This is a genomic window from Lysobacter sp. 5GHs7-4 (assembly GCF_021284765.1).
Lineage (GTDB): Bacteria > Pseudomonadota > Gammaproteobacteria > Xanthomonadales > Xanthomonadaceae > Lysobacter.
In genome coordinates this window covers 4,189,409-4,205,344 of record NZ_CP089924.1, presented here as the reverse complement: position 1 = coordinate 4,205,344, position 15,936 = coordinate 4,189,409, and the positions used below count along the sequence as shown (strand labels likewise).

The window sequence follows — 15,936 nt, the reverse complement described above, 5'->3', positions numbered from 1 at the left end:
TTGATGCTGACCCAATGAACGACTCCGCACCGCTTTCCTTCTTCACGATCTGCTCGAAGAACTTCCTCGCCTACGCGCGCACCTTGTTCGACTCCGTGCGCGAGCACCATCCGGGCGCGAACTTCTACGTGGCGCTGTGCGATCGCATGGACGGCATGCTCGATCGCTCCGCCGAGCCGTTCGAGATCCTCGAACTGGACCAGCTGAACATTCCGGGCCTGCCCGGGATGATCGAGCGTTACAACATCACCGAGCTGAACACGTCGATCAAACCGTACGTGTTCGACTACCTGTTCACCCAGCGCGACGAGCAGCACGTCGCCTACCTGGACCCCGACATCCTGGTGGTGAGCCCGCTCAAGGAAGTGCAGGATGCGCTGGCGGCCGGCGCCGACGCGGTGCTGACGCCGCACGTGCTCGATCCGGCCGAAGGCGTCGAGATCGACGACATCAAGATGCTGCAGCTGGGCATTTACAACCTGGGCTTCGTCGCGTTCAAGCGCAGCCCGCGCGTGATCGACATCGTGCGCTGGTGGTCGCGCCGGCTCGAGCACCAGTGCACGATCGATCTTCCGAACGGCTTGTTCGTCGACCAGAAGTGGGCGGATCTGCTGCCTTCGTTCCTGTCCGCCCGCATCCTGCATCACCCCGGCTACAACGTCGCTTACTGGAATCTGCAGCAGCGCAAGGTCGAGCAGACGGCGCGCGGCTGGGTCGCCAACGGCCAGCCGCTGCGCTTCGTCCACTTCAGCGGTAACAACCTCAACGACGAAGCCGTGTTCTCGCGTCACAGCTGGCAGCTCAACGCGGCCAACGTCGGGCCGATCAACGACCTGCTCAAGCAGTACCGCGCGCTGGTGTTCGGCAACGGACACGCGCATTACTCGAAGCTGCCTTATGCGTTCAGCTGGAGCGGCGCCAAGGGCGTCAACCTGCATACGCCGGAGCAAGCGGCCGCGGCGGCTGTGCCCGTTGCGAACGCGGCGGGCGATCACCGCGTCGCCGCCGTCGCCCCGAGCGCCGGCGTGATGGGCCGCGCTTCCAATCTGATGACCACGCTGCGTCGCGCACGCGACCATTCCGGCGGCTGGTGGGCCATGGCCTCCAAGGGCGCGTCGATTTACCGCCGCGGCGGCCTGCGCCTGGTCCGCGACACCGTGCGTCAGCTCAACGTCATCTACCCGATCCTGCATCGCAACGGCATCAGCCGCCCGGTGCAGGTGGCGTCCTACCTCGAGCCCGAACTCGAACTCGATGCGGTCAGCCAGACCGGCGGCGAGCGCGGCAAGCTGTTGTTCATCGACTGGTCCACGCCGCGTCCGGACTGCGACGCCGGTTCGATCACCGCGTTCTATCTGATGAAGATCCTGGTCGACATCGGCTACGAGGTGATCTTCATTCCCAGCGATCTGATGCACCTGGGGCACTACACGCAGGCGCTGCAGAGCGTCGGCGTGACCTGCCTCAACCAGGACGACGTCGGCACCATCGAGTCGCACCTGGCCAGCGTCGGCCACCAGTACGACGTGGCGTTCCTCTGCCGTGCGCCGGTCGCCGAGCTGTACATCGATCAGATCCGTCGCTACGCCGGCCGGGCCAAGATCGTGCTCAACACCTCCGACCTGCATTACCTGCGCGATATCCGTCAGGCCGAGATCGAAGGCTCCGAGGAAAAGATGCAGGCCGCGCTGCGCTGGAAGGAGCAGGAGCTGGACGTCATCCGCCGCTGCGACCACAGCATCGTGATGAGCGACCACGAGTTGGACATCCTGACCAAGGAACTGCCGAACTCGAATATCCACCTGGTGCCCTTGATGTTCGTCGACATCCCGGGCCGCACCGGCGATTACGCCTCTCGCAAGGATTTGCTGTTTATCGGCGGCTTCCCGCATCCGCCGAACGTGGACGCCGTGGTCTACTTCTGCGAGCAGATCTGGCCGTCGGTGCGTGCGCGCATTCCGGATGCCAAGGTTCATCTGATCGGCAATTCGCCCACCGACGAAGTGCACGCGCTGGCCGCGATCGACGGCGTCAACGTCGTGGGCTACGTCGAGAACCTCAAGCCGTGGTTCGACGGCATCCGCATGAGCATCGCGCCGCTGCGTTATGGCGCCGGCATCAAGGGCAAACTGGGCACCAGCTTGAGCTTCGGCGTGCCCTCGGTGGCGACGTCGATGGCCGTCGAAGGCATGCGCGTGGGCGACGATCACGTGCTGGTGGCGGACGAACCCGAGGATTTCGCCGACCAGGTCGTGCGCCTGTACACCGACGAAGCCCTATGGGACCGTCTCAGCCTGGCCGGCCTGGACTTCGTCGCAGACACCTACTCCTTGGACGCCGGTTTGCGCCGCATCGACGCCTTCATGTCGATGGTGGAAAGCGAGGTGCCCGCGTTCGAAGCCACGGTCGTTTCCACCGCGGAGCAGTATCGCGCCCACCACGCCAAGGCCCTGCCGCAGTATCCCAAGCGCAAGGCCTACGAAGAGGCGTTGATTCCCGAGGGCGTGGAATCGTTCCTGGTCGACGGCCATTGCGCGGTGTGCGACCGCCCGTCCGCGTTCAACGTCAGCTTCATGTACAGCTGCTCGACCCGGTCCGACGGCGGTCCGATGCCGAACTGGCGCGAACACCTGGATTGCGCCAAGTGCGGTTTCATCAATCGCATTCGCGCGGCGATCCACGCCTTCCAGTCCGAACTCAAGCCGACGGCCGACTCGCGCATCTACATCACCGAGCAGACCACGCCGCTGTACCGCTGGATCCGCGAGCACTATCCGCACACGCAGGGCAGCGAGTATCTGGCCGATAAGGTGGCACCGGGCCAGGAACTGGCGGGCTTGCGCAACGAGAACGTCATGGACCTGACGTTCGCGGACGAAAGCTTCGACTACGTGCTGTCGTTCGACGTGCTGGAACACGTGCCGGAACCTGAAAAGGCGTTCGCCGAGTGCTTCCGCGTGCTGCGGCCGGGCGGCGCCATGCTGTGGGCCGCGCCGTTCGCGTTCGAGAACGACAGCCGCCTGGCCGAGAAGAACGTGATTCGCGCTTACATCGATCCGGCCGGCGAACTCGTGCACCTGATGGAGCCCGAATACCACGGCAATCCGGTCGATCCCGAGGGCGGCGCGCTGTGCTTCCAGTATTTCAGCCAGCAGACCCTGCAACAGATGCGCGACGCCGGTTTCTCCGACGCGCGCCTGCTGTTCTACTGGTCGCCGAAATTCGCCTACCTGGGCGGCGAACAAATGCTGTGCATCGCGATCAAGGGCGGGCGCTGACCGCCGCCGCCGGCGATCGGCCGCGCAGACGCGCCGATCACGTGCGGATGCGACCATGCCCGACGGCCTCGTATTCGAAGGAGTAGGTCTCAATGAAGAAAGCGATACTCGTGGTGGCGCTGACCGCCGCTGCATTGGGCGCGGTGTGGTGGCTGACCGAGCCCAAAACCGGCGCGCCGAAAGGCACCGCGCTGCCTGACGTGCCGGCGCAACCGCAGACTGCGACTGGCGAGGCCGCGCCGCAATCCGCCGGCGCCGCTTCGTCCCTGCTTTGGCGCAATGCCGCTAGCGGCGACAACCTGGTCTGGCGCTTCGCCGACAAGGGCGCCGTGGCGCCGGTCGCGCTGTGGGCAGTCGGGGCCGATTGGCATGCACTGGCGCACGTGCCGGCGGGCTGGTCGGGCAGCGATCTGGTGGCTTGGCGCAATCCCGCCGACGGTGAAATCCGTCTGTGGAAGCTGGGCGCGGGCGCGGCCGACCCCACGGTGGAGCTGCTGCCGCCGGCCGGCCCGGAATGGGGCGTGGCGGCATTCGCCGACGCCAACGCGGACGGTAACGCGGACGTCGTATGGACCAGTAAGACCGGCGGCGTAGCGCTGTGGCTGTTGCGCGACGGCAAGGTTACGGAACAGGCCATCGTCGGAGACACCGGCGGCGACTGGACCCTGGCCCAGGTCGGCGATTTCGACGGCGACGGTCGCGGCGATCTGTTCTGGCGCAAGAACGACGGCTCGTCCGCCAGCATCTGGTCGCTCGACGGCGGCAAGCTCAAGACCTCCCGCGGCCTCGCCGATCCGGGCTCGGCCTGGACCTTGCTGGCGGTCGGCAAGTTCGACGGCGAGCCGGGCGACGATCTGTTGTGGAAGGACCAGGCCGGCAATCTGCTGGCCTGGAGCGGCGGCGATGCGGCCAAGCCGATCTCGTTCGCACGCCAGTCCACCGCGGATTGGCAGTTCGTCGCGGCTGTGGACGTCGACGGCAACGGACGCACCGATCTGATCTGGCGCAATCCGTCGACCACGCAAACCGGTGCCTGGCTGTTCGGCGCATCCGGCGAGATCACCGACCTTTCGCTGTCGCCGGTGGGCGCGGAGTGGTCCCCGGTGTCGTCGGCGCTGGTCGCCCAGGTCGGCCGCTGACACCCCACTACATTCAGCTCGCGACGGCATGTGCGAGCCAACCTGCGTGACTAGGATTGCACCATGAAAGAATGCAGCAAATCGATCGCACGTCGCCTGGCGGACCCGAACTTCAGCAATCGCTACTTCGTCGGCAGCGGCATCGATATCGGCGGCAAGCCCGATCCGCTGGCGTTGTACGTGGGCATGTTCTCGCGCATGACCGGCGTCAAGACCTGGGACTGGGAAGACGGCGACGCGCAGTACCTGCAAAGCGCGGTCGACGGCAGCTTCGACTTCGTGCACAGCAGCCACTGCCTGGAGCATCTGGTGGATCCGCGCGAAGGCCTGAAGCATTGGTTCCGCGTGCTCAAGCCGGGCGGCTACCTGGTGCTCACCGTTCCCGATGAGGACCTGTACGAGCAGGGCGTGTTCCCCAGCACCTTCAACCGCGACCACAAGTGGACCTTCACGGTCTACAAGCCCGAGTCGTGGAGCGATCGCTCCATCAATCTGCTGGACCTGGCGCGCGAGCTGGGCGCCGACGCCGAAGTCGTGCGCATCGAGCAGCTGTCGTCGACCTACCGCTTCGACCTGCCGCGCTTCGACCAGACGCTGACGCCGGTGGGCGAGTGCGGCATCGAGATGGTGGTGCGCAAGCGCCCGACGGCCGAGGTGGAGGCGCGCGGTCGCTGGCAGCGCCCCGCGGCGCTGGACGACCGCGAACTGCGCATTCACTTCAATCAGTACCGGCAAGACATGCAGTCGATGAAGAGCTCGAACCAGGACGCCGTCCCCTTCCAGAACGACTCGCCGCTGTGAACCACAATGCGATCATCCGTGCCCGCGCACCGCTGAGGCTAGGCCTGGCCGGCGGCGGCACGGACGTGTCGCCGTACTGCGATACCTACGGCGGTTACGTGCTCAACGCGACCATCGACCGTTACGCCTACGCGGTGATCAAACCCACCGAAGGCGGCAGCGTGCGCTTCGTCGCCAGCGATCAGGAGCAGGCGGCGGAACTGCCGCTGCAGGCGAGTTATCCGCTGGAAGGCGACTTGTTGCTGCACAAGGCCGTCTACAACGAAATCGTCGCCAACCATAACGGCGGCGTGCCGCTGGCAGTGGAGCTGACCACGTTCTGCGACTCGCCGATCGGCTCGGGGCTGGGCTCCTCGTCGACGGTCGTGGTGGTGATGATCCGCGCCTTCGCAGAATTGCTAGGGCTGCCGCTGGACGATTACGCCATCGCCCACATGGCCTACAAGATCGAACGCGTCGATTGCGGCCTCAAGGGCGGCAAGCAGGATCAGTACTCGGCGACGTTCGGCGGCTTCAATTTCATGGAGTTCTACGACAACGACCGCGTGATCGTGAACCCGCTGCGCATCAAGAACTGGGTGCTGTGCGAGCTGGAGGCATCGTTGTTGCTGTACTACTCCGGCGTTTCGCGCGAGTCGGCCAAGATCATCGCCGACCAGAGCGACAACGTGCGTCATAAGGACTCCGGCACCATCGAGGCGATGCATCGTCTGAAGGACGAAGCCCAGAGCATGAAGGTCGCCCTGTTGAAGGGCAGCTTCGGCGACATGGTCAGCTCGATGCGCCTGGGCTGGGAAAGCAAGAAGAGCACGGCCAGTTCCGTGTCCACGCCCAAGATCGAGGCGATCTACGAAGCGGCCATCGGCGCGGGCGCGCTGGCCGGAAAGGTTTCAGGCGCGGGCGGCGGCGGTTTCATGATGTTCTTCGTCAAGCCGGATCGACGCATGGAAGTGATCCGCGCGCTGAAGGCCTTCGACGGCCAAGTCAGCAATTGCCATTTCACCAAGAACGGTACGCAAGCCTGGAGGATCGAGTGAAACAGCACATCATCGAGAAGCTCGAGCGGGCGGTGCAGGTCATGCGCGCCCTCGCCGACGACCAGACCATGCAGCAGCAGCTGGAAGCCTGCGCGGCCAAGTGCATCGAGACGCTGAACTCGGGCGGCAAGCTCCTGCTGGCCGGCAATGGCGGCAGCGCCGCCGACGCCCAGCACATCGCGGCCGAATTCGTCAGCCGTTTCGCCTTCGACCGTCCGGGCCTGCCGGCGATCGCGCTGACCACCGACACCTCGATCCTGACCGCGATCGGCAACGACTACGGTTACGAAAAGCTGTTCTCGCGCCAGATCCAGGCGCTGGGCCGCAGCGGCGACGTGTTCATCGCTTACTCGACCTCGGGCCGCTCGCCGAACATCCTGGCCGGCTTGCGCGAGGCGCGCGAACGCGGGCTGTTCTGCATCGGCCTGACCGGCAGCGGCGGCGGCGACATGCCGGCGCTGTGCGACATCCTGCTGCGCACGCCGTCCACGGATACCGCGGAGATCCAGCAGGGTCATGCCGTGTTGGGCCACATCGTGACCGGCCTGGTGGAAGACGCGATCTTCGGTAAGGCGGCGTGAAGCAAGCGATCGTACTGGCTGGCGGTTTCGGCACCCGCCTGCGCAGCGTCGTCAGCGACGTGCCCAAACCGATGGCCAGCATCGCCGGCCGGCCGTTCCTGGAACTGTTGCTGGGCCATCTGGTGAGCAACGGCTTCGAGCGCATCGTGCTGTCGGTGGGCTATCTGTCCGAAGCGATCGTGGCGCACTTCGGCGACGCGTTCCGCGGCGTGCCGATCGCCTACGCGGTCGAGAGCGAGCCGCTGGGCACGGGCGGCGCCATCCGCGCCGCGCTGGCGCATTGCGAACGCGGCCACGTTTACGTGTTGAACGGCGATACCTATCTGGCCGTCGATACCGCCGCCACGGACGCGCTGTGGGCCGAACGCGGTTTGCCGATCATCGTGGCCCGCGCGGTGGACGACACCGCGCGCTACGGCAAGCTGGAGGTCGATGCCTCCGGCCGTATCCGCGGCTTCCTCGAAAAGGACGCCAGCGGCGGTCCCGGCCTGATCAACGCGGGCTGCTACGTGCTGCCGACGGACATCGCCGACGAGTTCCCCGCGTCCGAGCGCTTCTCGTTCGAAACCGAATACCTGCGCGACGCCGTAGGCCGCCGCGAGTTCCTGGCCCTGCCGACGGATGCCGAGTTCATCGACATCGGCACGCCCGAGGACTACGCGCGCGCGCAGATCCTGTTGTCGGCCCACGGTTGAGCCCATGACCGCAGTCGCGCGCGCGCTGTTCCTGGATCGCGACGGCGTGATCAACCTGGACGACGGCTACACCTACCGCTGGGACAGTTTCGTCTTCGTCGACGGCATCTTCGACCTGGCGCGCGCCGCGCACGCCAAGGGCTATCGGCTGTTCGTGGTCACCAACCAGGCCGGCATCGGCCGCGGCCTGTACACCGAACAGGACTTCCTCGTCCTGACCGAACGCATGTGCGAGGCGTTCGCGCGCGAGGGCGCGCCGATCGACAAGGTCTACTTCGACCCCACTCACCCGGTCCACGGCATCGGCGAGTACCGGCGCGAGTCGCCGATGCGCAAGCCCAATCCGGGCATGCTGTTGGCCGCGGCCGAGGAGTTCGGGGTGTCGCTGGCGGATAGCGTGTTGGTGGGCGACAAGGACTCGGACATCGTCGCGGGCCAGCGCGCCGGCGTGGGGGTCACGCTGCTCTACGCGCCGGCGAGCCCGACGATCGACGCGCCAGGCGAAACAGTGGATCGGCGGCCGACGGCAGTGGTCACGCACCTGCGGCAGGCTCAAGCCTGGCTATAGCTGGACCGCGCGGCCCTCAATGGCGAGGCGCCGCGACTTTTTACATGAATGTCCAAGCGCTGGCGGTCTCGCCCAGCAGGGTGGTGTCGAAGTTGCCGTCGCCCCGACTGCGCCAGAGCAGTACATACGGGTAATACCCGCCACCGGCCAAAGACACGATATCGCCAAGCCCATCGCCGTCGAAGTCGCCGGTCGCGACCGTATTGGCCATCGAGCCGACCCAGCGAGTGTCTTCACGCAGCACCGTCGCGCCGTTCATCCACCAGAACGCGATCATCGATAGCCGGCTGTTGAACCAGACGATGTCCGCACGCCCATCGCCGTTCAAGTCGGGATTGCCCACCATATACCAGTTCGGATCGTAGGCTTTCACCATCGATAGGCCGAACTGGCCGTCGCCCGAGTTGCGCATGAAGAACAATAGGCCACGCATCCGATCGTTGCAGAGCAGGTCGTCTCTTCCGTCTCCGTCGAAATCGCCGGCGCCATTGACTATGCAGTCGGGGTGCAGCTGGAACACGGACGAACCCAGCACGGTCGTTCCGTCCATGAGCCAATAGGCAGCCTGTCCCGACGTTTGGTTCTGCCAGATGATGTCGTCCCGTCCGTCGCCATTGATGTCGGCGCTAGAGCCCATCTGGGCCAAGTTCCATCGCTTGGGAACGCTGGCAACGTAGGGCGCATCGAAGGTTGCGTCGCCGCGGCTGCGCCACATGAATATGCGTGTATCCGGCAAGTCGAAATCATACGCAAACCAGAGGATGTCGGCACGGCCGTCTCCATCGAAGTCGCCAGTGACTTCGTTCCTGAACGCCGTGCTGGCTCGGTAGGTGTGCTTGGATACAACGCTCGTGCCATCCATGCGCCAATAGGCCAGATCAAAGACGCTGGAGGGATAATGAAAATGCCATGTGCTAAGCCAGATGAGATCGGAGCGTCCGTTACCATCGATGTCGTTGCGTGCGCGGGACGTCATGGAAACCGCTGGGGCGGCTGCATAGAACAGGGGCAACGCCGTATCGGGCTGTAGGGGCAGTGGGTCGATCGTGGCCGGTGCTTGCCCCTGCGTAGCAGGATTCCACGGCGCAGGGCGCGCGCGCAGATCCGTCGCTGTCAGTTCGTGGGAGGCGAAGAGCAAGGTCGTGGCAGTCAGCCAGAAGTAACGGTTCATGGTCAGATACGATTTCATGGTCGTGTAGGCGAAAAGCGCTTTAGTCCGATCGATTCCGAGTGCATGTGGTTGGCATCGTGCTTGTCCCTCCACCGGCATGCATCTGCAACAGGGGGCACGAATTATTTGCTCAGGGCATGAAGGACAGCAAAGCAGAGCAGAACGCCTTTGACCAGAACGCCCGGCTACGCTCAACGCATACTAGTCCAGAACTCGGTGACCTGGCCCAGCAAGTGGGCGTTGAACTCACCGTCGCCGCGGCTGCGCCACAGGAACGAGTAGTTTGGGTAGGCTGGCTGGGTCCAGACCACGTCTCCCAGCCCATCACCGTCGAAGTCGCCGGTGGAGACGTGGGGAGTGGGTCCGGCCCAGCGCGTGTCGGCCCGCAACACCGATGCGCCGTCCAGCCACCAGAACGCCAGCATACTGAGCTGTCCATTGCTCCAAACGATGTCGGCACGTCTATCGCCGTTGAGGTCTGGATTGCCGGTGACGATCCAACTCCGGTCGTAGACCGCGATCAGCGAAACATCGAATCCGCCGTCGCCGCGGTTACGCCAGAAGAACAGGTGGCCCAGCGCGGTATCGCTGCACAGCAGGTCGTCGCGACCGTCGCCGTCGAAGTCGCCGGCGCCGACGATGCTGTAGGGCAGCACCAAGTCGAAGTCGGTGCCACCGGCGATTGCCGCATTGGACATCAACCAATAAGCGCCCCTGCCACTGATCGGATTGTGCAGCAGTACGTCGCCCGTCCCATCGGAATTCAGGTCCACGCCGTTGGGCAGCGGGGTGATGTGCCAATTGGGCTGCAGCACGAGCGGTCCGGCGGGCGAGAACTGCCCGCTGCCTGTACTGCGCCAGATGTGGTTGTAGCGAAGCTGGCTGGCGGCCTGCGTGCTGACGAACAGGATATCGGCGCGGCCGTCGCCATCGTAGTCGCCGGTGTTGAGGTTGTAATAGCCCAGGCCGACCTGAAAGTTGTGCATCGACGCGCGTGCGAGGCCGTCCATGCGCCAGTAGCTGAGCAGGTAGTAGTCCGTGCCGCGGGTAAAGGTCGTGTTCCAGATCAGATCGGACTTGCCGTCGCCGTCCAGGTCGTTGTGGAGCGCGGGCACCGAAGCCACGCTGATGAGTTGAGCCGATGAGATAGAGGCCCACCGGTAAGGAAGGATGGAACGGGCTGCCTCGGCGTGTGCAAGTTGCGGCAACTGCCAGAGGTGATAGCTATCGGCCGATCGCAGTGGCGCCGAACTCGCCGTGTTGGGCTGCAGCAGGATTGCGCATAGTGCCAGGGCAAGGAGCGCTGGCATTGGAGAATCCTCTCTCGTGCGGTGCCGCGGCGATATCGAAGAGAACGAAATCATCTGACACGGCCCATATGGATGAACGGGCGAGCCGGTGCTGCAAACGTGCTGAAGTCAGTGCACTCCTAACACGATGTCTTGCTCATAAGCGCTGTAGCACGTACGAGGTCTGCATATCCCAGTAGAGGTTGAACTGGCCCAGCAGGTAGCTATCGAACTCGCCATCGCCGCGGCTACGCCAAAGGAATGCGTAGGCCGTGCTCGCTTGCGTCCAGGCCACATCTTCCAGTCCGTCGCCGTCGAAGTCGCCGGTGGCGACATCACGCGAGCCCGCCCATTTGGTGTCGGCACGGATGATGGAGCTGCCGTCCAGCCACCAGAACGCGAGCATGCCGTTCGGTCCCCGCCAGACTATGTCGGCGCGCCCGTCTCCATTCAGGTCGGGGTTGCCCACGACGGACCAATTCGGGTCGTAGACGGCGATCAGCGATACATCGAATCCACCGTCTCCGCGATTGCGCCACAAGTAGAGATGGCCGGCGTCGTAGGCGCACAGAAGGTCGTCGAGACCGTCGCCGTCGAAGTCGCCCGCGCCGTTGAGGGAGTAGCCCGACGCGAGGTCGAAGCTTACGGCGCCCAGGGCGGTCGGGCCGTCCATCAACACGTACCCCGCCCGTTGCAAATCCCTGTTCACCACCAACACGTCGTCGCGCCCATCTCCATTCAGGTCGACGCTCTCGGGCACGCGAGTGCGCTTCCAGCGGATTTCCGGTGGTAGGTTGGGACCCGTAACGTAACGAACGTCGAATCCTCCATCGCCTCGGCCCAGCCAAAGACCTCCCGGCCAGTCCAGGGCGCTGAACAAAACATCGGCGCGGCCATCGCCGTTGAAGTCGCCGACGGAGCCGGGAGGAACCCTGGCTTGGTGAGCGAAGTTATGCGCGGAGAAAATCTGCGGCCCGTTCATTCGCCAGTACGACATGTAGTCCCTGTCCCTGGGCGACTTGCTGTAGGTCTGTGTCCACAGCAGGTCCGAGCGTCCATCGCCATCGAAGTCGCTTTGCGCCGTACGCATGAGCGAGGCGGCTTGGCTCGGCACGGTTGGAGCCGGTTGCGCGTGCCACTGCAACTTGCGCGGTACGACAGGTGCCGATTCGGTCGAACGGGGCAGCGATAGCCGCCATGGCGTATAGCCCGCGTCCGGCGAGCGTGCGGACGAATCGGCGCATGCGGCGACTAAGGACATCGCTATTACGGTTTGCAGGAGTGGCTTCTTCATCTTCAACGTCCTTTCCGCTACACCTCAAAAGATCCGCCGTCGCATGGCTCCGTTCGCGCTTGCGTCGTTTCAGTAGGCGGAGCGCCAGTACTCGTTTACTTGAGCCAACAAGTGAGCGTCGAACTCGCCATCACCTCGACTGCGCCACAGGAAGGAATAGTAGGGGCTGACCTGCTGCGTCCAGACGACGTCTCCGATGCCGTCGCCATCGAAGTCGCCCGTAGCAACCCGGGGACGGGGGCCGGCCCACTTGGAGTCCATGCGGATGACGGATCCGCCGTCCATCCACCAGAACCCGAGCATGTTCAGGGCTTGCTGGCTCCAGACTATGTCTGCGTGCCCATCTCCGTTGAGATCGGGGTTTCCGACGATTGCCCAGCCTGGGGCGTAGGCAGCGATGAACGACACATCGAAGCCGCCGTCGCCGCGATTGCGCCAAAGGAACAGATAACCCAATCCAGCATGGCTGCACAGTAAGTCGTCGAGTCCATCACCGTCGAAATCGCCGCCACCGCTGATGGCATAGCCGGGGCTCAGATCGAATGTGATTGATTCCAGGACCGAGGGGCCATCCATCAGCACATACGCTCCTTTGCCGGCGCTCGTATTGTATATAAGCAGATCGTCTCGACCGTCCGCATTGAGGTCGACGTCGTTCGGTAGATAGGTCAGCTTCCAGCCATTGCCCGCAGGCATGCCGATATTGCTCACGGGTCGGGTATCAAAACTTCCATCCGAACGGCTCAACCACATCGAATAGAGAGGGTATGGGCCGGGAAACAGTAAGTCGGAGCGGCCATTGCCGTCGAAATCGCCTGGAAACGGAACATCGAGGCTCGAACTCCACAGGAAGTTGTGCGCCCACGGCACGGACGCACCATCCATTTGCCAGTAGGACAGGTACCAGTAGGCCGGGATCGTATGTGGCGAGAAGTAGGTGTACCAGATCAGGTCGGAGCGGCCGTCACCGTTGATATCGTTGTGCTTGCCGGGCGAAGTCAGTTGGATGCCCGCCTTTGCGGTCGAAGCGGGCTGCCTTAACGGCGGGCGCACAAACGGGACGGACGATGCCGGGCTGGCCAGTGGCCGAGCGAAAAACCGCCATGGCGTATAACCGGCAGGTGCCTGTGCCGCGGTCGCGGTGACGGAACAGCACAGCAGTGTCAGCGCCGTTGCAATAACCAACGTGGCGTTGCGCATGCGAGATCCCTCCCTGGGGTAGCCGCCGCCATTGCCAGCGGGCCTGCGTCTCATCGGCAGTGCGGCCGCGCGTAAGTCTGATGCCTCCCGAACAACCCCCTTGGTCGGCGGACGGGCCAACGCGTCACGGACGGGTCGATACTAGACCCACCGCTTTCCCGTGTCGAACGCGTTTACCGCCGTTGGTCGGCCAGCGCAGGCCGTCGCGGCTGCCGTGCCAAGCGGCATGGACCTCGCCATCTCACCGGGATGCGATCCGTGGAGGGTCGAGGCGGTCATCTCACTCGTAGCGGTTCAGCGTCTGCCACGTGCCGTGGTCGTAGTAGGCGACGAACAGCGAGTCGAAGCTTCCATCGCCGCGTCCGCGCCACTGATACAGGGACGCGGTTTCGAAGCGCGATTTCGTGGTCCACATGATGTCGCCTTTGCCATCGCCGTCGTAGTCGCCGGTGGCCGCGATCTCGTAGCGGTCGCGGTCGATCGGTATCACGCCGCCGCTTTGCACGCTCGCACCGTTCATCATCCAATACGAGAACGTGCGATTGGTATAGCTGGTGAAGACCAAGTCCGAGCGGCCGTCCCCGTTCAGATCGGGCGTGCCTTGGATCTCGAACGCGATGCTGAGGTCGCCCACCAGCAACTGATCGAAGTTGCCATCGGCGCGGCCGCGCCAGATGTACAGGGGGCCGTTGGTACGGTGCCCGAGCCAGAGCAGGTCGCCGCGGCCGTCGCCGTCGAAGTCGCCGGTGCCGAGGAAGTCGTAGTTGTTGGTGTCCACCGTGTACAGCCGGGTGCCCAGCACGGTGGTGCCGCTCATCAGCCAGTAGGCGATCAGGCCGCGCGCGCGGTCCAGCCAGACCAAGTCGCTCTTGCCGTCGGCGTTGAGGTCCTCGGCCGCGCTGGGGAACCAGCCGTCGCCGATGCTGGCGACATAGGCCAGCTCGAAGCCGCCGCTCGCGTTCTGTCGGGCCAGGGTGAGCTGGCGGTTGCCGGCGGCGGAGTTGAACCAGGTCTGGTCGACGCGACGGTCGCCATCGAAATCGCCGTTGAGGATGCCGTTGGTTCCCAGCTTGACCTCGGTGGGGCCGGTCGTTTGCAGCACCGCGGCGCCGTTCATCCGCCAATGCGCGATGTCGCGCCTGTCGCCGCGGATGCGGTACCAGGTGAGGTCGGAGCGGCCATCGGCATTGGCATCGTCGGTGGGCAGTCGCGCGGCGGTCGCGAGCGGCGCCGCGGCCAGCGCGTCGGACGGCCCGGTCCTCTGCGGGGTTACCACGCCGCCGTGCGCGGCGCCGGGTCCGTGAGCTGGAACCGGTGCCGTTACCCGGCCGGTGCCCGCGCGCGCGCTCGACGCGTCCCTGGCCGCGACGTTGCCGCCGCTGGACACGCTGGTGGTGTCGTCATGCTCTTGCGGGCAGCCGCTCAACAACGCAGCGGCAAGGATGGCTGGAATGAGTTTGCGCATGGCGACACTCCTGAGGGGCGGCATAGTCCGAATGGGGCGGAGGGGAACGAGTCGGCGGGAAGCTAGGCTCGGCATCGCGCGTGCGCGACGCCGAGCTTCCGTCATCCGACCCGAGTCGATAAGCCTGATGCGTGGGTCGCGCGGGCTATAAGATCGCGACCCCGACCGGGGCTATCGAGTCGGAATCGGAAACGGCCGCCATGTGCTGTGATCGTAGTAGGCCACGAACCGTGGGTCGAAGGCGCCATTGCCGAGACTGCGCCACAAGTACAAGGCTTCGGACGAACTGCCCGAGCGCCCGGTCCACAGCACGTCGCCCTTGCCGTCGCCGTCGTAGTCGCCCAAGCCCGCGACTTCGTATTTGTCGATATCGACGCCCATCACGCCGGTCTGCTGGACGGTAGGGCCGTTCATCAGCCAATAGGCGAACAACCGCTGCACGAAGCTGGTGAAGACCAGATCCGATCGGCCGTCCCCGTTCAGATCGGTGGTGCCCTGGAACTGGAAGGAGATGCTGAGGTCGCCGACGCGCTGCTGATCGAAGTGACCATCCGTTCGGCTGCGCCAGATGAACAAAGGCCCGTCGGTTCTCTTACCCATCCACAGCAGGTCGCCGCGACCGTCGCCGTCGAAATCGCCGCTGCCGAAGAAGTTGAAGTTGGCTGCATCGTAGCTATAGAGCCTGCTGCCCAGTACCGAGGGTCCGCTCATGAGCCAGTAGGCCATCAGCCCGCGCGCCCTATCCACCCACACGATGTCGCTCTTTCCGTCGCCGTTGAGGTCCACGGTCTCGTTGACGACCCAGCCGGCACCGATGGTGGCCACGTAGCTTTGGTCGAAGCCGCCGCTTTCGTTCTGGCGGGCCAGGGTGAGTTGGCGACTGGCATCGCTGCTGTTGAACCAAAGCTGGTCGACGCGCTGATCGCCATCGAAGTCGCCTTGGGCGACAACCGTGTTTCCAGCCCAAACACGGGTCGGCCCGGTCGATTGCAGTATCCCGGTCCCGTTCATCCGCCAATGCGCGGTGTCGGTGTCGCTGACGCGAGTGCGGAGCCAGGTGACATCGGAGCGCCCGTCCGCGTTCGCGTCATTCTGCGCACGCCCGACCGCTAGCGGCGTTGCGGCCGCGGCGGCTGACAGCGCTACCGCATCGGACGGCCCGAAGGCGATCGCCTTCACTACGCCACCCCGCACTGCGCTGGGCATGCGCGACGCCGCGGTCGCCGGCGTCTGGGCCGCTGGTGCGCGCGCGGCGGTAACGTCCCTGTCGGCGACGCCGCCGTCGTTCGCGCTTGTCTGGCTTTCGGCTTTCTCCTGCGGGCAGCCGGTCAACAGTGCGGCTGCGATAGCGGCTGAGATCAAGTTGCGCATGATTCTGCTCCTGGCGCTGGGTGCCAATTCTGAGAGGTGAGTCCGAC

General features: G+C 64.8%; 13 protein-coding genes. 7 read left to right on the top strand and 6 right to left on the bottom strand.

Features of this window, described 5'->3' with window-relative positions; translation table 11 throughout:
* Positions 1 to 14 precede the first annotated feature (14 nt).
* The 7 genes from LVB77_RS18885 to LVB77_RS18855 all read left to right on the top strand — a co-directional run bounded on the left by LVB77_RS18885 (position 15) and on the right by LVB77_RS18855 (position 8,099).
* A complete protein-coding gene (locus LVB77_RS18885; protein WP_232907677.1) occupies positions 15 to 3,278 on the top strand; it encodes a glycosyltransferase in 3,264 nt (1,087 codons plus the stop codon).
* Positions 3,279 to 3,370: 92 nt separating this feature from the next.
* Positions 3,371 to 4,417, top strand: coding sequence for an FG-GAP-like repeat-containing protein (locus tag LVB77_RS18880; RefSeq protein WP_232907676.1), 1,047 nt, complete (start codon positions 3,371 to 3,373; stop codon positions 4,415 to 4,417).
* Positions 4,418 to 4,480: 63 nt separating this feature from the next.
* Positions 4,481 to 5,218: a class I SAM-dependent methyltransferase gene (locus LVB77_RS18875; RefSeq protein WP_232907674.1), complete on the top strand. Its 738-nt coding sequence runs from the start codon at positions 4,481 to 4,483 to the stop codon at positions 5,216 to 5,218.
* The gene (locus LVB77_RS18870; RefSeq protein ID WP_232907673.1) at positions 5,215 to 6,255 is read left to right on the top strand and encodes a dehydrogenase; all 1,041 of its coding nucleotides are present in this window, start codon (positions 5,215 to 5,217) and stop codon (positions 6,253 to 6,255) included. Before LVB77_RS18875 ends, LVB77_RS18870 begins: the two co-directional genes overlap by 4 nt.
* Positions 6,252 to 6,836: a D-sedoheptulose 7-phosphate isomerase gene (locus LVB77_RS18865; RefSeq protein ID WP_305068910.1), complete on the top strand. Its 585-nt coding sequence runs from the start codon at positions 6,252 to 6,254 to the stop codon at positions 6,834 to 6,836. The genes LVB77_RS18870 and LVB77_RS18865 overlap by 4 nt, the downstream gene beginning before the upstream one ends.
* Positions 6,833 to 7,531 (top strand): nucleotidyltransferase family protein, encoded by a 699-nt coding sequence (locus LVB77_RS18860; RefSeq protein WP_232907671.1) that lies wholly within the window; start codon positions 6,833 to 6,835, stop codon positions 7,529 to 7,531. Before LVB77_RS18865 ends, LVB77_RS18860 begins: the two co-directional genes overlap by 4 nt.
* A 4-nt stretch (positions 7,532 to 7,535) precedes the next feature.
* Positions 7,536 to 8,099, top strand: coding sequence for an HAD family hydrolase (locus tag LVB77_RS18855; RefSeq protein WP_232907669.1), 564 nt, complete (start codon positions 7,536 to 7,538; stop codon positions 8,097 to 8,099).
* Between the two features lie 40 nt (positions 8,100 to 8,139).
* On the opposite strand, the gene LVB77_RS18850 is transcribed toward LVB77_RS18855, so the two are convergent.
* From LVB77_RS18850 to LVB77_RS18825, 6 genes are all read right to left on the bottom strand, one after another.
* Complete coding sequence (locus LVB77_RS18850) at positions 8,140 to 9,288, bottom strand: VCBS repeat-containing protein (protein WP_232907667.1); 1,149 nt, start codon at positions 9,286 to 9,288, stop codon at positions 8,140 to 8,142.
* A 173-nt stretch (positions 9,289 to 9,461) separates the two neighbouring features.
* Entirely contained in the window at positions 9,462 to 10,385 is a 924-nt protein-coding gene (locus LVB77_RS18845; RefSeq protein ID WP_232907665.1) for a VCBS repeat-containing protein, read from the bottom strand.
* Between the two features lie 331 nt (positions 10,386 to 10,716).
* Complete coding sequence (locus tag LVB77_RS18840; protein ID WP_232907664.1) at positions 10,717 to 11,853, bottom strand: VCBS repeat-containing protein; 1,137 nt, start codon at positions 11,851 to 11,853, stop codon at positions 10,717 to 10,719.
* Positions 11,854 to 11,922: 69 nt separating this feature from the next.
* Positions 11,923 to 13,053 carry an FG-GAP-like repeat-containing protein gene (locus LVB77_RS18835; RefSeq protein WP_232907662.1) on the bottom strand — a complete coding sequence of 377 codons (1,131 nt, stop codon included), beginning with the start codon at positions 13,051 to 13,053 and terminating at the stop codon, positions 11,923 to 11,925.
* Between the two features lie 280 nt (positions 13,054 to 13,333).
* Positions 13,334 to 14,518, bottom strand: coding sequence for a VCBS repeat-containing protein (locus LVB77_RS18830; RefSeq protein ID WP_232907660.1), 1,185 nt, complete (start codon positions 14,516 to 14,518; stop codon positions 13,334 to 13,336).
* A gap of 171 nt (positions 14,519 to 14,689) precedes the next feature.
* Positions 14,690 to 15,889, bottom strand: a complete 1,200-nt coding sequence (locus tag LVB77_RS18825) for a VCBS repeat-containing protein (protein ID WP_232907658.1) — start codon at positions 15,887 to 15,889, stop codon at positions 14,690 to 14,692.
* Positions 15,890 to 15,936 lie beyond the last annotated feature (47 nt).